Origin of the sequence: Streptomyces sp. NPDC048718, from assembly GCF_043198875.1 — a bacterium.
In the GTDB taxonomy this organism is placed as follows: domain Bacteria; phylum Actinomycetota; class Actinomycetes; order Streptomycetales; family Streptomycetaceae; genus Streptomyces.
This window is the reverse complement of the sequence record NZ_JBICVG010000004.1, coordinates 267,154-292,068: the sequence shown is the minus strand read 5'-3', so window position 1 is coordinate 292,068 and position 24,915 is coordinate 267,154. Positions and strand designations below refer to the sequence as shown.

The following is a 24,915-nucleotide window of genomic DNA, read 5'->3' as shown; positions in this document are numbered from 1 at the left end:
ACCGAAAACCAGGTGAGCGCGGTCAGCCGTGAACCCTACGCTCGGTCCTGATGCCCGAAATAGATGTCCCCGCCAAGCAAGCGCCGCGCCAACGTTCCACCGTGCGCGTGCTGCTGCGTCTGTGGCCGTACGTACGGCCGGTACGAGCCCGCCTGTTCACCGCCGCCGCCGTCGCGATCGTCGCCTCGCTGCTCTCGATCGTCATTCCGCTCGTCCTGAAATGGCTGGTCGACGGCCCGGTCACGGACGGCGACACGACCGGGGTGTGGCTCGGCGCGCTCTCCATCCTGCTGCTCGGACTCGCCGAGGCCGTCCTGTTCGGCGTACGGCGCTGGCTGGTCGCCCGGCCCCTCGCCGGCGTCGAGGCGCGGATGCGGGGCGCGCTCTACGAACGGCTCCAGCGGCTGCCGGTCGCCTTCCACGACCGCTGGGCCTCGGGGCAGTTGCTGTCGCGGGCGACGACGGATCTGATGCTGGTCCGGATGTTCCTGGCGTTCCCGCTGACGTTCCTGCTGGTCAACGGTGTGACGATCCTGGCCGGTTACGCGGTGCTGCTCGCCCAGGAGTGGACGCTCGGCCTGGTGCTGCTCGCACCGGCCGCGCCGCTGATGATCGCCTGCACGCTCTTCGAGCGGCGGTACGCGGTGGTGGCGCGCACGGCGCAGGACCAGGTGGGCGATCTGACGACCGTCGTCGAGGAGAGCGTCCTCGGCATCCGGATCGTCAAGGGTTTCGGGCGCCATCGCGCGCAGGCGGAGGCGTTCCGCGAGCTGGCCGAGCGGCTGCGCGGCACGGAGCTGATCAAGGCCCGTCTGCTCGCCGGGATCTGGACGGTGATCACCCTGCTGCCGGAGCTGGCGGTGGGCGGGGCACTGGTCCTCGGGACCGTCCAGGTGGCGGACGGGGATCTGTCGGCGGGCACGCTGGTGGCGTTCCTGTCGACGGCGCTCGCGCTGCGCTGGCCGGTGGAGTCGATCGGCTTCCTGCTGGCGATGAGCCAGGAGGCGGGTACCGCGGTGGAACGTTACTTCGAGGTGATGGACGCCCCGGAGGAGACGGACCGGCCGGCCGGCCCGGCGGCGGGCCCGGTCACCGGTGCGGCTGCGGAAACGGCCCCGGGCCCGGTCACCGGCGCGGCCGTCGGCTCGACCACCGGCGCGGGCGCGGACGGGGTGCGGTTCGAGAACGTCTCCTTCCATTACCCGGACGCCCCGGCCGGCGCGCCGCCCGTCCTCGACGGCGTCGACCTGCACATCCGGCCCGGCGAGACCCTGGCGCTCGTCGGCGGGACGGGCTGCGGCAAGACCACGCTCACCGCGCTCGTCCCCCGGCTCTACGAGGCCACCGGCGGGCGCATCCTGCTCGACGGCGAGGACATCGCGCTGATGCCGCGCGAGCGGCTGCGGTCGCTGGTGGCGGTGGCGTTCGAGGAGCCGACCCTGTTCTCGGCGAGCGTCGGCGCGAACGTCCTGATGGGCACCGGCCCGGGCGCCGGCGAGCCGGAACTGCGGCGCGCGCTCGCCGTGGCCCAGGCGGACGGCTTCGTGGACCGGCTGCCGGACGGCGCCGCGACCGAGGTGGGCGAGCAGGGGCTGAGCCTGTCCGGCGGCCAGCGGCAGCGGCTCGCGCTCGCCCGCGCGGTCGTCGGCCGGCCGCGCTTCCTCATCCTGGACGACCCGCTGTCGGCGCTCGACGTCCACACGGAGGCCCGGGTGGAGGCGGCGCTGCGCGAGGTGCTGCGCGAGACGACCGCCCTGGTCGTCGCGCACCGCCCGTCCACGGTGCTGCTCGCCGACCGGGTCGCGCTCCTGTCGGACGGACGGATCACGGCCGTCGGCACCCACCACGAACTGCTGCGCACCAGCGCCGAGTACGCCTGGCTGATGACCGGCGAAAGGGTCGAGACGCGATGACGGACATCAGCACGAACAGGGGCACGGACCGGGGTACGGGTCCTGGCACGGAGACGGACGCGGGCCCCGGCCCGGCGGACACGGACACGGACATGCGCGCGGCGGACGCCGGCGCGGGCCCGGGCCCGCGTACGCCCTCCGCCACCGGCACCGGCACCTCCGCCTCCACCTCCACCTCCACCACCGACAAGTCGCCCGCCGCCGCCAAAGACCCCTTCGACCAGGACGACCTGCCCTCCGCGCCCGGCGCGACCGGCCGGCTGCTGCGCTCGCTGCTCGCCGGCCACCGCCGCCGGGTCACCCTCGCGGCGCTCGCCCTGCTCGTCCAGCAGGCCGCGCTCCAGGCGGGCCCGCTGCTCGTGGCGTACGCGATCGACCGCGCGGTGCCCGCCTTCCGGGCCGGGGACCACGGGCCGCTACTGGCGGTCGCGCTCGGCTATCTGCTGTGCGCGGCGGGCGGCGCGCTGCTCCAGTACGCCTTCATCCGGGTCTCGGCGCGGATCAACCAGGACGTCCTGCTCGATCTGCGCGGCCGGATCTTCCGCCACGCGCAGCAGCTCAGCGTCGACTTCCACGAGCGCTACACCTCCGGGCGGCTGATCTCCCGCTCCACCACCGACGTCGAGTCGCTGCGCGAGCTGCTGTCCGAGGGGCTCCAGGAACTGATCGGCGTCGCCCTGTCGTTCGTGTCGATCGCGGCGCTGCTGCTGTGGCTGGACCTCGGAATCGGCGCGGTCGCCGTCGCCTCCTTCGGGCCGCTGTATCTGCTCGTACGGAGCTATCGGCGGCGCGGGGCACGGGTGTTCGCGGTCCGGTCCACGGCCATCGCCGGGGTGATCGTGAAGTTCGCGGAGACGATGAACGGCATCCGCCCGGTACGGGCGTTCCGCCGGGAGCGGGCCAACGAGGCCGAGTACGCCGCCCTCAACTCCCGCCACGAGCGCAGCAACGGGGACGCGCTGCTCGAAATGGCCCGCTACGTCGTCGGATCGCGGCTGGTCGCCAACACGGCCGTCGCCGGCATGTGCTTGTGGGGCGCGTGGCGGGTCGCCCACGGGTCGCTGGAGCTCGGTGTCCTCGCGGCGGCGGTGCTGTACGTACGGCGGCTGTACGACCCGATCGACCGGCTCGGCATGTTCCTCAACTCCTACGAGTCGGCCGCCGCCTCCCTCGCCAAGATCGCCGGACTGCTCGCGCAGGAGCCGGGCGTGCCGGAGGCGACCGCGCCCCGCGAACTCCCCGCCCGTACCGGGACGCCGGGGCGCGCGGTCACGTTCGAAGGGGCCCGGTTCGCGTACCGCACGGGCGGCGAGGTGCTGCCGCGCTTCGATCTCACGATCCCGGCGGGCCAGACCGTCGCGGTCGTCGGCGCGACGGGCGCGGGCAAGTCGACGCTCGCGAAACTGCTGGCCCGCTTCTACGACCCCACCGACGGCCGGGTCCTCCTCGACGGCGTCGATCTGCGCGACCTCGGCACGGCCGAACTGCGGCGGGGCGTGGTGATGGTGACGCAGGAGGCGTTCCTCTTCTCGGGAACGGTCGCCGACAACATCGCGATCGGCCGGCCGGACGCCACCCGCGCGGAGATCGAGCAGGCGGCGAAGGCGATCGGCGCGCACGACTTCATCATGAGCCTGCCCGACGGCTACGACACGGACGTCCGCAAGCGCGGCGGTCGCATCTCCGCCGGACAGCGCCAACTCGTGGCGTTCGCACGTGCGTTGCTGGCCGATCCGGCCGTACTGATCCTCGACGAGGCGACCAGTTCGCTCGATGTACCGGGCGAGCGGGCGGTGCAGCGGGCGATGGACACGGTGCTCGCGGGACGGACGGCCGTGGTGATCGCGCACCGGCTGTCGACGGTCGAAGTGGCCGACCGGGTCCTGGTGATGGAGGCGGGCCGGATCGTCGAGGACGGTGCGCCGGGCGAGCTGGTGCGGGGCGAGGGACGGTACGCGGGACTGCACCGGGCCTGGCGCGACAGCCTGGCGGGCTGACCCGCCGGACGGGCCCCGCCCGGCCACCCCGAGGGGGGGGGGGGGGGGGGGGGGGGGGGGGGGGGGCGCGGCGCGCCCCGCCCCCCCCCCCCCCCCCCCCCCCCCCACCCCTCCCCTTCAAGCCCCCACATGGCCGAAAGTAGCCGCCTTGCTACTTTCCGCCGTAGGGGATCTTGTCATGGGCCGATCATGAAGATACGTTCCTTCGCGTGCCGAGCGGTTGGGGAGTCGAGTGAAAGCCGCCCAGTCACACCGCGTTTCACGAAGCAACTTCTACCCCAAAAGGAGCACTTCATGAACATGAACGCCGAGATCGCCAACGAGTTCGACGTCGACGCCCTGCTCGCCCTCGCCGAGGTCGACGAGGCCCTCTCCGTCGAGGCCATCGTCCCGAACCGCAGCAACAGCAAGTACGCCCTTCTCCAGGACTCCTCCAACAGCTGACCAGCCCTGAGCTGATCCGCCGTGAGCCTGTGAGGCACACACCGCACGCACGCTGAAACACGGCTGAACTCGACTCCCCTGTCCGGCACGGAATCCCACGGGACCTCATATGCGGCAACCCCGAATTCTTCTCGTCAATCCCCCCATCTGGAACGTCTTCGCTCCGCACCTCGCGGTCCCGCTGCTCGCGGCGACGATGCGCCGGCACGGCTGGCAGGTGTCCTCCCTCGACCTGAGCATCGAGCAGACGGACTGGCTGCTCTCGGGTGACGGACTGACGGCGCTGCTCCCGAAGGCCGAACGGCTTCACCGCACGATTCCCACCGAAGAGCGGCATTCCCACGAGCAGGCCCTCGCCGTGTTCGGGGACACCGTTTCCCGTATCGACCAGGCGCGCGCCATCCTGAAATCGCGCTCCGTTCTGACGGACCCGGCCGCATTCACCGACGCGGCGACCGTCGTCCGGAATGGGCTCGCCTGTGTCTCCGCGTCCTTTCCCGGTCTGAACTTCGATTTGCGGGGGAATTTCTCCTGTTTCTCCCACCGGCGCTCGGACTCCGTCCTGGAAGCCGCCGGATCGCCGGACCGGAATGTGTACGGCTGGGCCCTGGAGAACCGTCCGATCCCCGCATTGGACGATTCCGATCTGGCCGTGGTCGGCATTTCCGTATCCGCCGACACCCAGCTCATCGCGGCCCTCACCGTGGCCCGCCATGTCAAGCGGGCCCGCCCCGACGTCCATGTGGTGATGGGCGGAAACCTGACCACCCGCATGGTGGGCCGCTGGCAGGAGGAGCACCCCTTCTTCCAGTACGTGGACTCCTTCGTGTCCTACGAGGGAGAGGACGCCCTGCCCGCGCTGTGCGACCGGATCACCGGCGCCGACGACCGCCCCGTGCCCGGACTGCTGGAGCGGGACGGCCGCGGCGGACTGCTGCGCACCCCGGCCGCCATGGTCGATATCTCCGACCTGCCGACACCGGACTTCAGCGACCTGCCCCTGGACCGCTACTTCGCGCCGGGCCCGGTCCTCCCGCTCCAGGCGTCCCGGAGCTGCGCGTGGGACTGCGCCTTCTGCTCGATCCCCTTCGCCAGCAACAAGTTCCGCGTCCGGCGCCCCGAGCGGGTCGTCGCCGACATGGCCGCCCTGGCCGAACGGCACGGCACCGACACCTTCATGTTCGTGGACGAGATCATGACGCTCACCTCGCTGCGCGGGGTGTCGCGCGAGCTGAACGACGGCGGGCACGACCTGTTCTGGTACGGAGAGACCCGGTTCAGCAAGGGACTCGACAACGAACTCGCCGCCGCGCTGCGGAAGTCGGGCTGCCGACGCCTCGATCTCGGCCTGGAGTCCTACAACCAGCGCGTGCTGGATCTGATGCGCAAGGGCACCAAGGTCGCCGACATCGAGCCCTCGCTCGATGCCCTGCTGGGCAACAAGGTCCCGGTCCACCTGTTCTGCATGACCGGCTTCCCCGGGGAGACCGAGCAAGAGGCGCTGCGGACCCAGGAGTTCGCCGACGAGGCGCTGCGCCGCTCGGTCGAGGAGTACGACGTCCCGTACTCCACCGCCGCCAACGGCCCCTTCATCCTGGACGTCCTGTCCCCCGTGGGCGAGCGCCCCGATCTGTTCGGCGTGGAGCTGGTCCCCACCGAGGAGGGCGAGGATCTGGCCTTCGACGTCGACTACACCGTCACCGCCGGCCTCACCCAGCAGGACGCGGCCCGGCTCACCTCGGGCGGACCGGGCGGGGGCACGGCCGGCGCGGGTGCCGCGTTCCACCGGGGCACCTGGATCGGCGACGCGGAGGAGTGGTCGTTCCTCTGGGCGATGGCCGAGGCCGAACTCCCGGACCGCCGGATCGCCGTCCCCGCGCCTCCGAAGACCGAGCTGCGCCCCGGCACCCCGCTCCGGCTCGCGGACGGGGTACGGGTCCGGGTCCCGGCCGGCGGACGGGACCTCCTGGTGCACGTGCCGTCGGGCGACGCCCTCCTGTCGGTGCCGCGCTCCTGGGAGCGACTGCTCGACGGCCGCGCGCGCACCGTGGCCGACCTGCTGACACACCGACCGGAGGCGGGGACGGAGCCGGAACCGGGCGCGACCCCGGACACGGTGCCGTCCACGGCCACGGCCGCCACGACGCTGGTACGGCTCGTCGCGCATCGCGCCCTGGCCGCCGAACCGGGCGCGGAGATGGGCGCGGAACCGGTCACGGAGCCGGGCGCGGAGATGGGCGCGGAGATGGCCACCGAACCGGCCGACGCGTCCGGCGAGCCGCCCACCCGCTGGTACGCGGCCCAGCCGCACGAGGTGACGGACAGCCGGTCCGACGGCAGCTGTCTGCTGGTCTCGCCCGAGACCGGCAAGCGGGTCCGGGTCTCCGCGGCGGGCCGGCTCGTCTGGCTGCTCGCGGCGGACGGCGCGACCGCGGCGGGGCTCTCGGCCCGGACCCGGCTGTCCGAGCAGCGGCTCGCCCCGCTCCTGGACGAACTGACCGGCCACGGGGTCGTCGCCTCGGCGCTCTTCCACCCCGGGCTGCTCCCCGCCGCCGCGACCGGCGCTCCGGCTCCCTCCCCGGTCGGCGCCGCTCGACGTTCCGGCTGACGATCCGCCACGATGGCCTGCCGTATACACCGAACGCCGCACGCAGCGGCCCGAGTTGCAGGAGTCCTCACCGTGTCCCATCCTCTGCCCGCCGCCGGATCCGAAGAGGACCGGTTCTGGGAGGAGTTCGCCTCCCGGAACTGGGAGCGTGCGCCGCTCTCCCTGCCCTCCTCCCCGGTCCGACTGGGCATCGACGACAAGGAGTTGCTCCGCGCTCTGGTCCTCGCCGCCGACCCGGGGAACCGGCCCGCGGGGTCCGCGCTGCCGAGGGTCGTGGTGACCGTGGACGGCCGGACCCAGCCCGTCGACACCCAGGCCTTCCTCCCGCTGCCCGAGGACGGCTGCCTGGACGACTACCTGGCCCGGGTGGACGCGCTCGTGAGCGAGCACGAGTGGAGCGTTGCCGTCTCCGGTCTGCACGCGGTCTCGGCACCGCTGTGGGACCGGGCGAAGCGGATGTCCGACGACGTCCTGCGGGCCACCGGCACCCGGGTCGCGGGCCGGGTGGACATCGACACCTTCATCGGCCGCTACACCTCCACCAACGTCGGGGTGCACGTCGACCACGCGGGGAACTTCGGCTTCACCCTGCGCGGCCGCAAGACCCTGCTCACCTGGGCCCCGGAACTCTCCGAGAAGGTCCCGCAGCACACCGCCGACTACGCGTCGGCCCGCGAACTGGCCGACGTCCTGACCGGCGTGCCCGGAGCGCTGACGTACTTCCCGTCGCGTCAACTGCACGTCGGCGAGGCCCCCGACGAGGTAGCGGTCAACGTCAACATCGCCTTCTTCACCCGGAGCGATCCGGCCGCCCTCGTCCTGGAGGCCGTGGGCGGGTTGCTGGCCCGGGCCCGCTCGGCGGACACGCCCGAGGCCGGTGCGGATCTCACGGACGACGCCGGTGCGAACCTTAACGACGACGCCGCCGCCGGCGCCCCGGACCGGCTGGATGGCATCCCGGCCGCGACCGCCGCGGCCCTCGGCGCGCTGGCCGGCCTGTCGGGCGCCGCGATCGAGGACGCCGTATGGGAGCACTGCATGCGTGCGGCGACCTCGGGCGGCCTGGGCGTGGGCCGGCCGCCCGAGTCCCCCGTGCCGGTGCCCCGCGACGCCCGGGTCCGGCTGGGCGACGACGTCGTCCTGAACCAGCGGGCGCTGGCCGACGGTCGCCGCGCGGTCGCCGCGCAGGGACACACCGTGAAGATCGCCGATCACCCCGGCGTCACGGCCGCCCTCACCGTGCTGGCCGCGGGCGGCACGCTCGATCTCGGCGCGTGGGAGCGGGACACCGAGCCCGCCGCGGTGCCGCTGCTCCATGCCGTGCTGCTCCGGCTGTCGACCTGGCGGGCCGTACGCTGCGAGAGCGCCACCGGCTCCGAGGACGCCGGGTCAAAGACCGTCCCCGCCGCGTCCGCCGGCTCCGCGTCCGCCCCCGCCGCCCGTACCGCCGGGACGGTGCTGTGACACCCGTACGACTGGGCAAGGCGGCGACCCTGCTGGCCGTCATCGCCCTGCTGATCAGCACCATCGGCGACGAGGTGGCCCTGGTGGCCCTCGCGCTGCGCGGCGCCGACCGTACCGGCCTCGCCTCCGTCGTATCGGCGCAGATGCTCGCCGGGCTGGTGCCCGGGATCGCGCTGGGCGGACCGATCGGGCGGATCGTCGACCGTTTCCGGCTGGACGTGGTCCTGGGCGTGACGCTGGCGCTCGAATGCGCGATCGCGGCGGCCGCCGCCGCGTTCGCGGACGGCCCGGTCCTGCTCATCTCCACCATGCTGTTCCTCGGGGCGCTGGGAGCCGTCGCCCAGACCTGCGTGATGGCCCTCGTCCCCCGGCTCTTCCCGGCCTCCGACGCGCAGTTGAAGGTCAACGGCATCATGGAGTCGACCAGGAACGGGGGGTACATCGTCGGCCCCCTGCTGGTGGGTCTGCTCACCGCGCACGGCGGGACGGGGCTGGCCCTCGCCGTCGACGCGGGCACCTTCGCCTTCGCGCTGCTGTCCATCCCGGTGATCACCCAGTGGCTGGCCCTCCGGTCCTCCGGCCCGCCGGCGGCGGCCGATGCCCCGTCATCGCCGGCCGGGCGGCCCGCCGAGGAACCCGCCCAGGAGTCCGCCCGGAAGTCCGCTCAGGGATCCGGCAAGGAGTCCGGCAAGGAGTCCGCCAAACCCGCCGCCTTGACCAAGTCCGAGGCGGGGGACACGGCCGACGCGGCAGCCTCGGCGGATACGGCGCGAACCCCGGACGCGACAGAGGCCCCCGAACCCGCCGCCCCCGCCAAGGGCGGTCTGCGGTTCGGTCTGGCCCTGCTCTGGACGGGCTCGCAGCGGCGGGCCGTGCTCGGCACGATCGTCCTCACCGTCGCGTCGACCTCCGTCGTCAACGTACTGATGCCCTTCTTCGCCCGCGAGATCCCCGGCGGAACGGCCTCCTACGGCACCCTGCTGGCCACCTGGAGCGTGGGACTGGTGGTGGGACCGTTCGTGCTGCGCGGCCGGATCGGCGCCCGGCCCACCGCGGTGCTCGCCGTCGGCGCCTCCGCGATCATCGGGCTCTGCCACCTGCTGACGGCGGCGTACCTCTTCCTTCCCGCGATGCTGGCCGCCTCCCTGTGCGGCGGCATGGCCAACGCGGTGCAGAACGTGACGCTGCGGACGCACGTCATGGCCGACTGCCCCCAGGAGGTACGGGGCCGGGTGGGCGCCGCGTACGGCGCGACGCTGCAGAGTTCGGTGGCGGTGGGCTTCGCGCTGGCCGGCTTCGCCCCGGCCCACTGGGCCCGCTGGGGCATCCTCACCGGCGGTGCCGTCGCCTTCGTCGTGGGCACGCTCGGCTGGCTGCGGGCCCGCGCGCTGGTCCCCGCCGAGCCGCCGGCCGCCCCGCCCGCCGCCGAGGCCGTGACCGTCCCGCCCGCGCGAGTATCGGAGGAACAAGCGTCGTGACCCGTCACCCCGATGCCCTCGATCCCGTCATCCCCCGGTTCTGCGCCCAGACCGGCGCCTCGCTGCCCCTCGCGTGGGAGCTCGCCTGGTCGGAGCCGGACCGGACCGGGGAGACGGTGCTGCGGCTCGCGCCGCCGCCCGCGCCCCGGGAACTCGACCGCCTCGTCTGGCCGCGCCGGCTGCCCGCCGGCGTGGTGCTCCGTACGCCCCGGGGCGTACGGGTCCAGGAGACGCCGGTGCCGTTCCTGGAGGACGGCGACGCCGTGACGGTCCTCTTCGGTACGGAGCCGCCCGCGTTCGCCGAGGTGCCACGCCCGGTCGGCGCGCTCCTCGCCGAGGGCGCGACCGCGGCCGCCGTGCGCGAGCGGTGGGGAGGGGACGAGGAGGCGGTGGACCACCTCCTGGTGGGGCTGCTGCGGCTCGGCCTGCTGGCGTCCGACCCGGCGCCCGGCACCGCCGACGTCCTCGCCGCCGCCTCGGCGGATCCGGCGAACGGACCGCTGCTGGTGCGGGAAGCGTGGACGAGGGCCGTGGAACGGGAGCCGGGCACCCGGGTCCTGGCCGCGCTCCCCACGGGCAACTTCCTCAAGGTCGGCGAGGCGGCACTGCGTCTGTGGCGGGGCGCGGGGACGGGGACGGGGGCTGGGGCGGGAACGGATGGCGGTGTGCCGTACGGCTCCCTTCCCGAGCGGCTCCACGCGCTGGCGGACCGGATGCTCCTCGCCGGCATGCTCCGGGCCGTCACGGCCGGCTGACCGGGGTTCGGTGTGGTCGGGGTTCGGTGTGGTCGGGCGGGGCCCGCCCGACCACCCGTCAAGAGGCGCCGGACACGAGCGGCTGGTGGCGGGCCGAGCGGGCCGTGACCGGCCCACGCCTGGCCCGCACCCGGTTCGCGTCCGGTCCCCGCCGTGCTGCCACGCCAGGCCGAAGAACGGGCCCGAGAGCGGGCCGGAGAGAGGACAACCCTTGAGTGACCCGATTGCCGACGCGCTGGCCGCACTGACCCGTCCGGGGATGGGCACCGAGAACGCCGGCCCCGCCCTGCGGGCCCTCGCCACGATGTCGCGCCCGCGCACGGTGCTGGAGGTGGGCGCGGGGTCGTCGACCCTGCATCTGCTGCTGGGGCTGGCCGACGCCCGCGCCGAGGCGGCGCGCGACCGGCGGATCATCGGTGGCCAGAGCCCGGAACCCGAGCGCGCCTCCGTCCTGCGTCCCCGTGCCGCGCTGGCGGACTACGCCCCGAAGCTGCTCGTCGTCGACGACATCTCCGTGCCGGGCACCTCCGCGGACCAGGTGCTCCAGGCCGCCCGCGCGCTGGGCCTCGACGACATGCTGACCTTCATCGAACGGGACTTCTTCGACCTGACGGACGAGGAACTCGATTCCTGGGGGCCGCTGGACCTGGTCTGGCTGGACGCCGGCACCCAGGCCGACGACGCCGCGTTCCTCACCTCCCTGTGGCCCCGGGTGCCCCTGGGCGGCACCGTCGTCCTGCACGAGCCGTACATCGCCACCACCGTCGAGACCCGCGACCCGCAGGGACGTACGCGCGTGGCGGGCCGGATCGTGCCGACCCCGCTGCTCCAGGAACTGCGCCGGCAGGCCGCCGCCGGGGGCGGGGGCATGGACGTGCTCGCGCTCGACGAACCGCACAAGCACCGGCAGACGGGGCTGCTGCTGATCCGCAGGCGGGAGGCGTGGGAGGGCGACCGGGGCACCTCCTTCTCCGAGGAGCTGGCGGCGCTGGGCGAGACGGACTCCGCCGAACCACCCCTGCTCGACCCGCCGGCGGAGCCTGCGGGCCCTGCCCGCCCCGCAGGCTCCGCCGGCCCCGCCACTCCCACCGACCCGACCACTCCCGCCGGCGCCGTCCCCGAACAGCCCGCCGCCCGCGAGGCGGAGGACCCCGCGAGGGCCCTCGTCGCCGCACTGGCCGACGAGACCCGGCGCAGGGTCTACAGCGCCGTCGTCCTGCTCCCCGACACCGCCCAGGGCGTCGCGGAGCGGCTGGCGCTGGCTCCCGCGCGCGTCGCGAAGGCGCTCGCCGCGCTGGAACAGTCCGGTCTCGTCACCCGGACCGGAGACGGCTGGTCGGCGGTGGACGATGTGTGGCGGGAGGCGTCCCCGCGCCGGGAACGGCCGCCCGCGCCCGTGGTCATCCCCGCGAAGCGCGGCAAGCGGCTGGTCTTCCTGAAGGAGCTCGTACGGCTCTTCGAGCCGGACCGGCGCTACCCGGAGCGCTCCGTGAACGACCTCCTGCGGGAGGTCCACCCCGATGTGGCCGCGCTGCGCCGCTATCTGGTGGAGGAGCGGCTGCTCGCCCGGGCCGACGGACAGTACTGGCGACTCTGAAAGACCGGAGGGACTGAGGGGTTGTAGGGGCGGAGGGGCTGAGGGCGGAGGGGCGACCGGGCCGCGCCCGGCGTTTCCCCGCCCCCTCCCGGGCCCCGGCCCCTGCCCGTACGCGCCCCGCCCCCACCCGTACGCCCCCCGCCGCTCCCGCTTCCCCTTGCCCGCCCCGCCGTCCCCGCCCTCCGTCCCCGCGTCCCGGGGCCGGAGGGCGGGCTTCTTCGTACCGGGATCCGGGCGCCGCCGGGCCCGCGACGGGTTGCCCGGTGCACTCGGCTGTCAAACCTCGTCGACCGGGTTTCTTCCGTCCCACAGGACCCGGTTCACCCCGTCCGTCCCTTCCGCACCGGAGTCGGCGTTCGCTATGCGGACGATCAGAACAAGCCACACAGGGACCTCGCCCGGCCGGGGGCGCGACATCCGCGCGACACACCCCGGAAACATGACCGAGGCCAGGATCCACGGGATCAAGCGGATTCTTGACGATCATCTTCCGCTTACCGAAACGTCCGGTCAACGAACGTCCACGTACGCGCACCGAACGCCTTTCGGCCAAGTTGTTGACGCGCTCCTGACAGGCACCTTCCGCGACTGCCAGTGTCTCCCCCGGCTCAACGTCGCACCAACGTTCACCTGATCACCCGAACGTGTTGCGCCGTGCTTCACAGCGCTGTTGCTCCGCCGGGCGGCACCCCCAGCCGTCCGGAACCCCCCTCGCAAAGGAGTCCGCGTGAGATCCACGCCCAGCCGCCGCGCCACCGCGACCGGCGCGCTCATCGCCGCCGCCGCCATGATCGTGGTCGGCGTCCAGACCGGCACCGCCGCCGCGTCGAACGGTGCCGTGTCCAAGGCCCCGGTCGCCGGCAAGGAGAACCCCGGCAAGATGCCGGCCAAGCTCTCCCCCGCCCAGCGCGCCTCGCTGATCAAGGCCGCCGAGGCGGACTCGGCCAAGACGGCGAAGAAGCTCGGCCTCGGCGCCCAGGAGAAGCTGGTCGTCCGTGACGTCGTCAAGGACGTGGACGGCACCGTCCACACCCGCTACGAGCGCACCCTCGACGGACTGCCCGTCCTCGGTGGCGACCTGATCGTCGCCGAGAACACCGCGGGTTCGACCGTGTCGGTCGACAAGGCCACCAAGGCCGACATCACCAAGGTCGACACCGCGGCCTCCGCCGCCACCATCGCCCCGGCCGCCGCCGAGAAGCAGGCCCTCGGCCGCGCCTCCGCGAAGGGCTCCACGAAGACCAAGGCCGACCGCGCCCCGCGCAAGGTCGTCTGGGCCGCCGACGGCAAGCCCGTCCTCGCGTACGAGACCGTCGTCGGCGGCCTCCAGCACGACGGCACGCCCAACGAGCTGCACGTCGTCACGGACGCCAAGACCGGCGCCAAGCTGTACGAGTGGCAGGGCGTCGAGACCGGTGTCGGCAACACCCAGTACAGCGGCACGGTCACGCTGGGCACCGCCCCGTCGTACACCCTGACGGACACCGCGCGCGGCGGCCACAAGACGTACAACCTCAACGGTGGTACGTCCGGTACCGGCACGCTGTTCAGCAACACCACGGACACCTGGGGCAACGGCCTGGCCTCCAACAAGGAGACCGCCGGCGCCGACGCGCACTTCGGTGCCGCGCTCACCTGGGACTACTACAAGAACGTGCACGGCCGCAGCGGTATCCGCGGTGACGGTGTCGGCGCGTACTCCCGGGTCCACTACAGCAGCGGGTACGTCAACGCCTTCTGGCAGGACTCCTGCTTCTGCATGACGTACGGCGACGGCTCCGGCAACGCCAAGCCGCTCACGTCCATCGACGTGGCCGCGCACGAGATGTCGCACGGCGTCACCGCCGCCACGGCGGGCCTCGTCTACAGCGGCGAGTCCGGTGGCCTGAACGAGGCCACCTCGGACATCTTCGCGGCGGCCGTCGAGTTCTACGCCAACAACGCCAGCGACCCGGGTGACTACCTCATCGGCGAGAAGATCGACATCAACGGCAACGGCACGCCGCTGCGCTACATGGACAAGCCGAGCAAGGACGGCGCGTCCAAGGACGCGTGGTACTCCGGCATCGGCAGCGTCGACGTCCACTACTCGTCGGGCCCGGCCAACCACTTCTTCTACCTGCTGTCCGAGGGCAGCGGCGCGAAGGTCATCAACGGCGTCAGCTACAACTCGCCGACCTCCGACGGCCTGCCCGTCACCGGCATCGGCCGGGACAAGGCCGAGAAGATCTGGTTCCGGGCGCTGAGCACCAAGTTCACGTCCTCCACCAACTACGCGGCCGCCCGCACCGGCACCGTCGCGGCGGCCACCGACCTGTACGGCGCGGGCAGCGCCGAGGTCACGGCCGTCGAGAACGCCTGGGCCGGCATCAACGTCGGCACCCGCCCCGGTGGCGGCAACCCGCCCGGCACCGGCAAGGTGTTCACGAACGACACGGACGTCGCCATCCCGGACGGCGGCGCCGCCGCGGTCACCTCGTCCCTGAACGTCACCGGCATCACCGGCAACGCGCCCTCCAACCTCCAGGTCGGCGTGGACATCGTCCACACCTGGCGCGGTGACGTGAAGCTCGACCTCGTCGGTCCGAGCGGCGCGGTCTACGCCCTCAAGGCGGCCAACATCTCCGACTCGGCCGACAACATCCAGGAGACCTACACCGTCAACGCCTCCAGCGAGGTCGCGAACGGCACCTGGAAGCTCCGCGCCCAGGACATGTACTCCGGCGACACCGGCTACATCAACAGCTTCAAGCTGACCTTCCCGTAAATCCGGGAAGTGCCGGGAAGCGCATGACGCGGACAGGCATCCGGCGGTCCTACCGCCGCCGGGTCTGACACCGCATCGCGTCACACCTCGCATCACCAGGACGGTCCTCAGGGCGAATTCGCCCGGGGGCCGTCTTCGGCGTGTCCGGGGCCTGTACGGGCGCCGGGCGTACGACCGCGGGCCCGCCCCGTTCAGCGCTCGCCGCGCTCACCGGTCGCCGGCGGCCAGGAGATCCGCGAAGTGCCGCGCCGCCTCGGTGGGCCGGGCCACACGCACGAGTTCCGTACGGTGGACGACGCGGGCGCCGGCCGCTCCTGGTCGCCCCGGCCGACGTCGAGGCACCGGGCGCTCCCGAGGCCATCAGGGCGCAAGCACCGTTGCCCAGAGCCGCGTTGGGATCGAGAACGCACATGGTGGTCTCCGACAACGATCCCTTCCTCTCGCTCGAACGGGGCCTGGCCCTGGCCGAGTCGTGGGGCAACACCATCGAAGTGGTCTCGGGTGGCCGGCACTTGGCCACCCCTGACGGCTACGGCCGGTGGGACCACGTCGCCACTCTGATCGCACGGCACTCCGCGACCATCCTCGTACCGAGAGCGGGATCAGCCGCGTTTGCGCGATAGGCGCCCGACGGCCCGGGCGCGCCCGGGCGGCTACGCCGGGTGGTGCCCGGCTCGGCGCTCACCGCCCCACGTATCCGCGTCCGTGCCCGGGTCCGCTCCCGCGTCCGTATCCGTATCCGCGTCCGGGAGCAGGCGGACCGGAGTGACCTCGCGCGTGAAGACGACGGCGTCGAACCAGCCCGCGAGAGAGCCGCCCGAGAGGTGGTGGCCGGCGTCGTCGGCGGGGTCGTAGTGCGGGCCGAGCAGCCGCGTCCTGGTCCGGGCGTCGAGCCAGGTCCGTACGGCAGCCGGGCTGTCGGCGCGGAGGTCCAGCAGATAGGCGTCCGGCCCGGCGGCGCCCAGGACCGCTTCGGCGAAGTCCGCCGGCGGCGCGGGCAGCGGGTACGGGGCCGTGCCGTGATGGAACAGCTGGCCGAGCGACACGTAACCGGATCCGAAGTGCTCGCGGAGGTGACCGCCCGCGCTCCGGTGCGTCGCCGGTGCGAAGCCGGAGGACGAGACGGTACGCGGACGGCCGTCGGCGGTGTGCGCGATGCCGCCCCACCAGACGATCCGTTCCCCGGTGCCTTCATGCGACCGGAGCACGTCCTCGGCCAGCGCCGACTCCAGGCCCGCGGGGTCGCCCGGCCGGAAGTCCGGGCGGCGCGGATCGCCGACGGATCCGGCGAACCGGACCTGGTCGCCGGGGTGCCGGCGGTTGAAGGCGCGCATCCAGCGGACGAGGCCGAGGATCTCCTCGGTCCGCCAGAACGGCCGGGCGCCGGCCAGCATCGCGCGCGGGTCTCCCGCCCCGGTGGCGAGGTACGCGTCGAGACCGAGCCGTACCGGGTCGTCCCCCTCCAGCGCGAGCGAACGGAATCCCAGCTCCTCCACCAGGAACCGGACCATCCGGTGCGAGAGGACGGACAGTTCGTGGGACTGGCGGGTCGAGGTGCCGAGCGCGACGACCCGGGCATCGCGCACGATGCCGGCCAGCGGCCGGAGATCGGCCGTCGGAGCCCCGGGGTCGAACGTGGTGAGGGGGTGCGCCCGCCGCCCGATCCACGAGGCAGCCGCCGCGGCCGCCTCGGCCACCTCGCCCACCTCGTCGCCCACCTTGCCGGCCCCCTCGCCAGTCGTACTCCCGGTCATGACCGAACCTCCTTCGAAGAAGCGCTGGTTCGCGGGTCACGGCCCGCGTCGCGGCCGGTGCCGCGCACAGCAGCCTCGGACATCAACCGAGGTCGAGGTCAAGCCGCGACGGCCGGCGGGGTAGCCACCGTGCCGGTCGCCGGCGGGGGCGCCCGTAGCCTGAGGGACATGGACGAGACGCCCCACGACCGGCCCCCGACATCCCGTGTACGAGTTCTGCTCGCCGACGACGAGACGATGATCCGGGCGGGGGTACGGGCGATCCTCGCCACCGACCCGGGGATCGAGGTGGTCGCGGAGGCGGGCGACGGCCACGAGGCGGTCGCGCTCACGCTCGTCCACCGGCCCGACGTCGTCCTCCTCGACATCCGGATGCCCCGGCTCGACGGCCTCGGCGCGGCCGAGGAACTGCGGCGGGTGGCACCGGGCACGGCGCTCGTCGTCCTCACCACCTTTTCCGAGGACGCGTACATCGAACGGGCGCTGGCCTGCGGGGTGAGCGGGTTCCTGCTGAAGTCCGGGGATCCGCGGGAACTGATCGCGGGGGTACGGGCGGTCGCCGAGGGCGCCGCGTTCCTCTCCCCCGCCGTGGCCCGCCGGGTCATCGACACCCTCGGCGGCGCCCGTCTCACCCGCGCCGCCGACGCGCGCACCCGGCTCGGCGGACTGACGGGGCGCGAGCGGGACGTGGTGGCACTGGTCGGCGCGGGGCTGTCCAATCAGGAGATCGCCGCACGTCTGCACGTGGTCGAGGCCACCGTGAAGGCGCACGTCAGCGCGGTCCTCGGCCGGCTCGGCCTGCGCAACCGGGTGCGGCTCGCGATCCTCGCGCACGAGGCGGGCCTGGTCCCCGATGTGTGAGGGCGTCCGCGTGCGGGGGCGGGTGTTCGACGGGCTGCTGTGGCTGCTGCTGTGCGTGCCGGTCGTCCTGTTCTCCGCGCCGGACGACGGCGGTTCATGGCCGCGGGTCGCCGCCGGCGCGGCGGCGCTCGCGGCCGGGATGGCGCTCGGCCGGCGGTGGCCGACCGTGCCGCTGGTCCTGGCGGCCGCGGGCTCACTGGCCGTCAGTCCGGAGCTGTTCACACCCCCGTACGCGCTCGCGCTGGTCGCCTTCGGCTATCTCGCCGGACGCCGCGCGCAGCGGACCCGGCCCGCGCTGTGGCTGTTCGCGGCGGTGCCCCTGGCCGGCCTCGCCCGGATCCTGGCCACCGGCGGCGCGCTCACCCAGTGGTTCGCGCTGCTGCTCTCGGGGGCGCTCACCCTTGTCGCGCCCTGGCTGATCGGGCGGTACGTACGCCAGTACGACCGGCTGGTGCGGAGCGGCTGGGAACTGGCCGACCGGATGGAACGCGAACAGGAGGCGGTCGCCGACCGGGAGCGGCTGCGCGAACGGTCCCGGATCGCGGGCGACATGCACGACTCCCTCGGCCACGATCTGGCGCTGCTCGCGCTGCGCGCGGGCGCGCTCGAACTCGACCCGGCGCTCGGCCCCGAGCAGCAGCGCGCGGCCGGCGAACTGCGGCGCGCGGCGGCCGACGCGACGGGCCGGCTGCGGGACATCATCGGCGTGCTGCGCGAGGACGGCGAGGACGCCCCGGTCGCACCACCGGACGAGACGGTCGCCGACCTGGTGGCCCGCGCCCGCGCCTCCGGGCTTACCGTCACCCTCGACGACACGACGGGCCCGGTCCCCGGCATGACCGCTCGCGCCGTCCACCGCGTGATCCAGGAGGGCCTGACCAACGCCGCCAAACACGCCCCCGGAGCCCCGGTCCGGGTCCGGGTCCACACCCCCGACGACGCCCATGTCCACGCCGACGTCACCACCCCGCCCGCCGACGGCACCCCGGGCCCCGGCCTCGCGTCCGGCGGCACCGGCCTGGTCGGCCTCGACGAACGGGTCCGCCTCGCGGGCGGCACCCTCCGCCACGGCGCCACCCCCGAGGGCGGCTTCACCCTGTCGGCCGCCCTCCCCCTGCGCTCCCCCGCCCCCCGGCCGACCGCCCCGCGCTCGGCCCGCGAACTGGACCTGGCCCGCCGCCAGGTACGCCGGGGCCTCGCCCAGGCCATCTGGATCCCCCTGGCCCTGCTCACCGCCCTCGGCGCCCTGATGGCGGGCGTCGGCCTCTACACCCAGCACCAGACCTATCTGGAGCCCGAGGACTACACCCGCCTCCACGTCGGCACGCCACGCCCGTACATCACCCCATTCCTCCCCGCCCGCCCCCTCGACGGCCCTCCGCCCCCGGCCCCACCGGAACCCCACGGCATGGACGAGTGCTTCTACTACCGCTCGACCCTGCTGGCGGCGATCCCGGTCTATCGCCTGTGTTACGAGGACGGCCACTTGGCGGACAAGGCCAAGCTGCCCTGATCTCCCTTCCTCCCCCACCCCCACCCCCACCCCCACCGGCGGACGGGTGCTCCCAACGCCCCCCTTCCCCCTCCACTCAAGCGGACGGGGTGCGGGGCGGTGCGCCGCGAGACGGACGGGAGCGGGGGCCGGGGAGGGGGTCGTGTTCGGAACGTAAAGCGTGATTTGTGGCGCGGAAGCAGCAACGCTTTACGCACTACCAAGGGCTCCGCGCCGTAAATCATGCAGTGCAGAACACGACCCCCGGACCGGCCCACGCGCACCACCCACAAACCCCCAGCGCACCGCGCCAGCACCCCGAACGCGCCCCGCACCACCACGCCCCCACCAGCTCAGCGCAGCGCCCCCGCACCCCCACCCGCACCGCAGCGCGCAGCGCCCGGCACCGCCACCAGCCCCATCTCCGCCACCCCCGCCAGCAACGCGTGCGCGGGAAGCACCCGCACCGCGCACCCGAACGCCCCGGTCCGGTCCAGCGACAGCGCCCCTTCGTACGGCATCCGGCCGTCGAGGTCGGGCCCGCCACCCGCCGGCTTGAGGACGCTGACACGCGGGTCGAGGATCCGGTCGTCGGCGTCGACGCGGCCGGTCACGGCCTGGACCTCGACGTCTTCGGGCGTGAGACCGCCGAGGTCGACGCGTACCCGTACGCCGGGGGTGGCGCCGAGTTCCGCGTCACCGGCGACCCGGTTCACCCCGGGCCCGCTTCCGTCGGCTCCGCCGACCCCGGACCCACCGACCCCGTCGACCTCCACGTGGTCGACGGAAACCCCCGCCCACGCGCCTCGCACCCGCGCCTTCCACGCGGCGAGTTCGCGCGCGGCGTCCGGGCCGAGGGCCCGGTGCGCGGTGGCGGCGGGGACGTAGAGCCGCTCGACGTACTCCTGGACCATCCGGTCGGCGTGGACCTTGGGCCCGAGGTCGGTGAGGGTGCGCCGGACCATCGCGGTCCAGCCGGTGGGGACTCCTTCGGCGTCGCGTTCGTAAAAGCGCGGGGCGACCCGGTGTTCGACGAGGTCGTAGAGCGCGGCGGCTTCGAGGTCGTCGCGGTGTTCCTCGTCGTCGGCGGCGCCGTCGGCGGTGGGGATGGCCCAGCCGAAGTCGGGTTCGTACCACTCGTCCCACCAGCCGTCGAGGACGGAGAGGTTGAGGCAGCCGTTGAGCGCGGCTTTCATGCCGCTGGTGCCGCACGCTTCGAGGGGGCGCAGCGGGTTGTTGAGCCAGACGTCGCAGCCGGGGTAGAGGCCGCGGGCCATGTCGATGCCGTAGTCGGGCAGGAAGACGATGCGGTGCCGGACGCGGGGATCGTCGGCGAACCGGACGAGTTCCTGGACGAGGCGTTTGCCGCCGTCGTCGGCGGGGTGCGCCTTGCCGGCGACGACGAGCTGGACGGGCCGTTCGGGGTGCAGCAGCAGGTCGCGGAGCCGGTCCTTGTCGCGCAGCATCAGGGTGAGGCGTTTGTACGAGGGGACGCGGCGGGCGAAGCCGATGGTGAGGACGTCGGGGTCGAGGACGGCGTCGGTCCAGCCGAGTTCGGCGGCTTCGGCGCCGCGCTGCCGCCAGGAGGCGCGGACCCGGCGCCGTACGTCGGTGACGAGCCGTTCGCGCAGCCGGCGGCGCAGCTCCCACAGCTCGCGGTCGGTGGCGTCGGGACCGAGCCGGTCGAGGTCGGGGGCGGTCCAGGTGGGGGCGTGGACGCCATTGGTGACGGAGGTGAGGGGGAGTTCGTCGGGTTCGAAGCCGGGCCAGAGGCCGGCGAACATGGCGCGGCTGACGGCGCCGTGGAGGGTGGAGACGCCGTTGGCGCGCTGGGCGAGGCGCAGGCCCATGGCGGCCATGTTGAAGACGTCGGGGTCGCCGCCGAGCGGGGTCTCGTCGCCGAGGGCGAGTACGCGGGCGGTGTCGACGCCCGCCAGGGCGCCGTCGTCGCCGAGGTGGCGGGCGACGAGCGCGCGGTCGAAGCGGTCGATGCCGGCGGGGACGGGGGTGTGGGTGGTGAAGACGGTGCCGGCGCGGACGGCTTCGAGGGCGCTGTCGAAGTCGAGCGCCGGGCCGGCCGTACCACCGGATCCGGCCGTACCACCGGATCCGGCCGTTCCGCCGAACGCGGCCGTACCCGAGCCGCCTGTGACGGATCCGGCAGCGCCGAGGCCGGTCGTACCGAAACCGGTCGTACCGGATCCGGCCCCGCCGAGCTCGCGGATGCGTTCGAGCCCGAGGAAGCCGGCGTGCCCCTCGTTGGTGTGGAAGACCTCGGGCGCGGGGGCGCCGGTGAGGCGGCAGTACGTGCGGACGGCGCGGACGCCGCCGATGCCGAGGAGCATCTCCTGGAGGAGCCGGTGTTCGCTGCCGCCGCCGTAGAGCCGGTCGGTGACCTCGCGTTCGCCGGGGGCGTTCTCCTCGACGTCGGAGTCGAGCATGAGCAGCGGTACACGGCCGACGGGCACGATCCGGATGTGGGCGTGCAGGCTGCGGCCGCCGGGCAGGGCGAGGGTGACCCGGGCAGGGGTGCCGTCGGGCTCGCGCAGGAGGGTGACGGGCAGCTCGCCGGGGTCGAGGACCGGGTAGTGCTCCTGCTGCCAGCCGTCTCGGGAGAGGGACTGGCGGAAGTAGCCGTTGCGGTAGAGAAGTCCGACGCCGATGAGCGGGACGCCGAGGTCGCTGGCGGCCTTGAGGTGGTCGCCTGCCAGGATGCCGAGGCCCCCGGAGTACTGGGGCAGGGCGGCGGCGACGCCGAACTCGGGGGAGAAATAGGCGATCGAGGCGGGCGGCGCGCCGGCCGTGCCGACGGCCGCCTCGGCCTGCCGCTGGTACCAGCGGGGTGCGGTGAGGTAGTGGTCGAGATCGTCGGCGGCGGCCCGCAGCCGGGCGAGGAAGTCCTGGTCGGCGGCGAGGTCCGCGAGCCGGCCGGCGTCGAGGGCGCCGAGCGCGCGGACGGGGTCGTCGTGGTCGCTGTCGACGGTGGCGAAGAGCGCGCGGGTGGGTTCGTGCCAGGACCAGCGCAGGTTGTGGGCCAGGTCGGCGAGGGGGCGGAGGGGCTCGGGGAGGACGGGACGCACGGTGAATCGACGGATTGCCTTCACGTGGTCCACCTTGGCAGGCGGTGGCGGGCCGGAGCGGAAGCACCACGCCACGCGCCGGGCCCGGTGGCACGCAGTGCGCACAGACGGCGCAGACGGAGACGGCGGTACGGGGGGGGTGCGGCCCGCTGCGGGACGGCCCCCGCACCGGGCCCCGCGCGTCGGTCCCCGCACCCCCGTCACCACACCATCGTCACCGCACCGTCGTCTCCTCGTCTCGGCGGCCGGTGTCAGTCGCCGAGGGCGGCACCCCGCGGGACGGCCTTCCCGGCACCTGCCCCGGCATCCCCCCGGGCCTCCGCTCCGGCCCCGGAACCGGCCCCCGCCCCCGTCCCGACGGCGGTCCGGTAGACCCCGGGTGTCTCCCCGTACCACTTGCGGAAGGCGAGGTGGAAGCCGACGGCGCTCTGATAGCCGACCCGGGCGGGGATCGCCGACTGGGGCAGCGAGGTCTCGGTGAGCAGCCGGGCCGCCTCGCGCATCCGGCATTCGGTGAGGTGGCGGGCCGGGGACATTCCCACGTGGCCGCTGAACGCGGCGGTGAAAGCGGAGCGCGACATCCCGGCCTCGCGGGCGAGCATGTCGATGGTCCAGGGTTCGGCGAACCGGGTGGCGATCAGCACCAGGGCGCGGCGGATGCCGGGGTGGCGTAACAGGGGTGGGCTGTAGGGGCGTTCGGGGTCCTCGGCGAGGTCGAGGAGCAGTGGGCGCAGGGCGAGGACGAAGGCCATCTCGAAGGCGCGCAGGGTGACGATCCGGTCGCCGGGGCCGGCGGGCCGGCCGGTGCGGGCGAGCAGGTTCAGGGTGTCGTGGAGCAGAGGTTCGCGCTCGACCCGGGAGCGGTCGAGGACGAGGACGTCGGGCAGCGACCGGTAGAGGTCGGTGATGGTGCCGGCGTCGTAGGGGAGTCCCGCGCACAGCAGCCGGGTCTCGGGGCCGTCGCCGCCGACGCGTATCTCACCGCGCGCGCCGGACCCGACGGGCTCACCGGGCGTACCGGACCGGCCAGGATCCCGGGGCGTACTGGACCCACCCGGTTGAAGGGGCGTCCGCTCCTGCCTCCGCCCGGCGTCCCGTGCTCCCGCCCGCGCTCCGGGGACCCGGGGACCGGGCAGGCGTAACGCCTCGACCCCCGCCCCGCGCCCCTGCCCCTGCCCCTGCCCACGCCCGGACCGCAGTGCCATGACCGGCTCCGCCCGGCTGCCGGGGTGGTCGGTCAGCCGGTGGGCGGCACCGGTGGGCAGCAGGGCGAGATCGCCCGTACCGAGGTGCAGCGGGGGTCCGCCGGTGCCCGTGAGCCAGCAGTCGCCCTCGACGACGTAGTAAAGGGCGGCGCGGTCCCGCAGGGCCTCGCTCTCGATGGCCCAGGGCGCGCCGGCGCGCCAGCGGCTGTCGAGAACTCCGGTCAGGCGCAAGGGTGTGAGGAGTTCGCTCAGCAGGTCGTCGTATGCGGTCCCGGTCCGGCCGGCAGTGCGGTTTGCGACGCCTCCGGCGGCGCGATGGCCGGGACTTTTCGTACCCACGGTCTCCATGGACGATCCTTCAACTTCCGCCCCAATTTGTTAATTGAACGGAGGACTCCGCCGCCACAGTCTGTAAGTAAACGATGACTGCAGCACGCACATACCCTATGCGAAGGACCTCCCGCACACATGTCCAATGAGAACGCGGTGCCCGCGCCCGCGTCGCGCCCGATGCGGGTGGCGGTCGTCGGGGCGACCGGCTTCCAAGGCGGGGCGGTGGCCCGGCTGTTGGTCGCCCGAGGACACCGGGTGCGGACGCTGTCGCGCCGCCCGGCGGGGGACCGACCGCCGCTGCCCGGGGCCGACTTCGCGTCGGGCGGGCTCGCCGACGAGGGGGCCGTGGGGCGGCTGTTCGAGGGAGTGACGCACGCGGTCGTCACCATGCCGCTGCTGTACGACACGGAGCGGGTGCGCCGGTACGCGAGCAACATCGCGCGGGCGGCCCGCGCGGCGGGGGTGCGGCGCATGGTGTTCAACGCCAACACCCGTCTGCCGCAGGAGCCCACGGAAGTCCCGGCGTTCGAGACGCGGCGGATGACGGAGACCGTGCTGCGAGGCAGCGGGGTGCCGCTGGTGGTGCTGCGCCCGCCGGTCTATCTGGACAACCTGTTCTCGCCGTGGAACGGGCCGTCGCTCGTCGACGAGGGGATCCTCGCGTATCCGCTGCCCGCCTCGGCGCCGGTCGCGTGGCTCTCGCACGAGGATCTGGCGGAGGCGGTGCACGCGGCGCTCGTCCGGGAGGGCGCGGAGGGCGGGGTCTTCGACATCGGCGGGGCGGCGACGCTGACGGGCGCGGATCTGGCGGAGGTGTTCACCCGCGGTCTGGGGCGGCCGGTGCGCTATGTGCCGCTGCGGCCCGAACTGTTCGAACGGGCACTCGCGCGACTGCTCGGCCCGGACGCGGCGGCGGGGGTGACGGGGCTGTACCGCCATCTGGCGGCGGGCAGCGATCCGCTGCTGCTCGCGGGGGACGACGGGATGGCGGCGGAGGCGCTGGGGATCACACCGGCGAAGGCCGGTACCTGGGTAGCGACCCAGCCGTGGCGGGTGTGGTCGAACGACCCGGAGGACCTGCCCGGCTGACCCCGGCGCCGCTCCCCCCGCGCTCGGCACCGCCCCCACCCCCCGCATCACCATCACCCGCACCCTCACCACCGATGC

16 protein-coding genes are annotated in these 24,915 nt (G+C 73.8%); 13 read left to right on the top strand and 3 right to left on the bottom strand.

What is annotated here, in order from left to right:
* Positions 1 to 50 precede the first annotated feature (50 nt).
* From ACGFRB_RS09510 to ACGFRB_RS09465, 10 genes are all read left to right on the top strand, one after another.
* The gene (locus ACGFRB_RS09510) at positions 51 to 1,913 is read left to right on the top strand and encodes an ABC transporter ATP-binding protein (protein ID WP_393241142.1); all 1,863 of its coding nucleotides are present in this window, start codon (positions 51 to 53) and stop codon (positions 1,911 to 1,913) included.
* On the top strand, positions 1,910 to 3,910 hold the full coding sequence (locus ACGFRB_RS09505; RefSeq protein WP_393241139.1) for an ABC transporter ATP-binding protein: 2,001 nt from the start codon (positions 1,910 to 1,912) through the stop codon (positions 3,908 to 3,910). The genes ACGFRB_RS09510 and ACGFRB_RS09505 overlap by 4 nt, the downstream gene beginning before the upstream one ends.
* A 294-nt stretch (positions 3,911 to 4,204) precedes the next feature.
* Positions 4,205 to 4,354: a hypothetical protein gene (locus ACGFRB_RS09500; protein ID WP_393241136.1), complete on the top strand. Its 150-nt coding sequence runs from the start codon at positions 4,205 to 4,207 to the stop codon at positions 4,352 to 4,354.
* Positions 4,355 to 4,463: 109 nt separating this feature from the next.
* Positions 4,464 to 6,962, top strand: coding sequence for a B12-binding domain-containing radical SAM protein (locus tag ACGFRB_RS09495; protein WP_393241133.1), 2,499 nt, complete (start codon positions 4,464 to 4,466; stop codon positions 6,960 to 6,962).
* 72 nt (positions 6,963 to 7,034) lie between these two features.
* Entirely contained in the window at positions 7,035 to 8,426 is a 1,392-nt protein-coding gene (locus ACGFRB_RS09490; RefSeq protein WP_393241130.1) for a hypothetical protein, read from the top strand.
* Positions 8,423 to 9,904 (top strand): MFS transporter, encoded by a 1,482-nt coding sequence (locus tag ACGFRB_RS09485; RefSeq protein WP_393241127.1) that lies wholly within the window; start codon positions 8,423 to 8,425, stop codon positions 9,902 to 9,904. Before ACGFRB_RS09490 ends, ACGFRB_RS09485 begins: the two co-directional genes overlap by 4 nt.
* Positions 9,901 to 10,659 carry a hypothetical protein gene (locus ACGFRB_RS09480; protein WP_393241124.1) on the top strand — a complete coding sequence of 253 codons (759 nt, stop codon included), beginning with the start codon at positions 9,901 to 9,903 and terminating at the stop codon, positions 10,657 to 10,659. Before ACGFRB_RS09485 ends, ACGFRB_RS09480 begins: the two co-directional genes overlap by 4 nt.
* Before the next feature lie 211 nt (positions 10,660 to 10,870).
* Complete coding sequence (locus ACGFRB_RS09475; protein WP_393241121.1) at positions 10,871 to 12,256, top strand: DUF2087 domain-containing protein; 1,386 nt, start codon at positions 10,871 to 10,873, stop codon at positions 12,254 to 12,256.
* A gap of 727 nt (positions 12,257 to 12,983) precedes the next feature.
* Positions 12,984 to 15,023, top strand: coding sequence for a M4 family metallopeptidase (locus tag ACGFRB_RS09470; RefSeq protein WP_393241118.1), 2,040 nt, complete (start codon positions 12,984 to 12,986; stop codon positions 15,021 to 15,023).
* Between the two features lie 140 nt (positions 15,024 to 15,163).
* On the top strand, positions 15,164 to 15,646 hold the full coding sequence (locus ACGFRB_RS09465; protein ID WP_393241115.1) for an alpha/beta hydrolase: 483 nt from the start codon (positions 15,164 to 15,166) through the stop codon (positions 15,644 to 15,646).
* Between the two features lie 30 nt (positions 15,647 to 15,676).
* Here ACGFRB_RS09465 and ACGFRB_RS09460 read toward each other — a convergent pair whose 3' ends face one another.
* On the bottom strand, positions 15,677 to 16,777 hold the full coding sequence (locus tag ACGFRB_RS09460) for an erythromycin esterase family protein (protein ID WP_393241112.1): 1,101 nt from the start codon (positions 16,775 to 16,777) through the stop codon (positions 15,677 to 15,679).
* A 168-nt stretch (positions 16,778 to 16,945) separates the two neighbouring features.
* Between ACGFRB_RS09460 and ACGFRB_RS09455 the strand changes: the two genes are divergently transcribed.
* Together ACGFRB_RS09455 and ACGFRB_RS09450 are read left to right on the top strand one after the other, a co-directional pair.
* Complete coding sequence (locus ACGFRB_RS09455) at positions 16,946 to 17,638, top strand: response regulator (protein WP_393241109.1); 693 nt, start codon at positions 16,946 to 16,948, stop codon at positions 17,636 to 17,638.
* A gap of 10 nt (positions 17,639 to 17,648) precedes the next feature.
* Complete coding sequence (locus tag ACGFRB_RS09450; protein WP_393241106.1) at positions 17,649 to 19,151, top strand: sensor histidine kinase; 1,503 nt, start codon at positions 17,649 to 17,651, stop codon at positions 19,149 to 19,151.
* A gap of 332 nt (positions 19,152 to 19,483) precedes the next feature.
* On the opposite strand, the gene glgP is transcribed toward ACGFRB_RS09450, so the two are convergent.
* Positions 19,484 to 22,234: an alpha-glucan family phosphorylase gene (gene glgP, locus ACGFRB_RS09445; protein WP_393241103.1), complete on the bottom strand. Its 2,751-nt coding sequence runs from the start codon at positions 22,232 to 22,234 to the stop codon at positions 19,484 to 19,486.
* Between the two features lie 227 nt (positions 22,235 to 22,461).
* Positions 22,462 to 23,763: an AraC family transcriptional regulator gene (locus ACGFRB_RS09440; protein WP_393241100.1), complete on the bottom strand. Its 1,302-nt coding sequence runs from the start codon at positions 23,761 to 23,763 to the stop codon at positions 22,462 to 22,464.
* Positions 23,764 to 23,883: 120 nt separating this feature from the next.
* Here ACGFRB_RS09440 and ACGFRB_RS09435 point away from each other — a divergent pair, with 120 nt between their 5' ends.
* A complete protein-coding gene (locus ACGFRB_RS09435; protein ID WP_393241097.1) occupies positions 23,884 to 24,837 on the top strand; it encodes an SDR family oxidoreductase in 954 nt (317 codons plus the stop codon).
* The last annotated feature ends 78 nt before the right edge of the window (positions 24,838 to 24,915 follow it).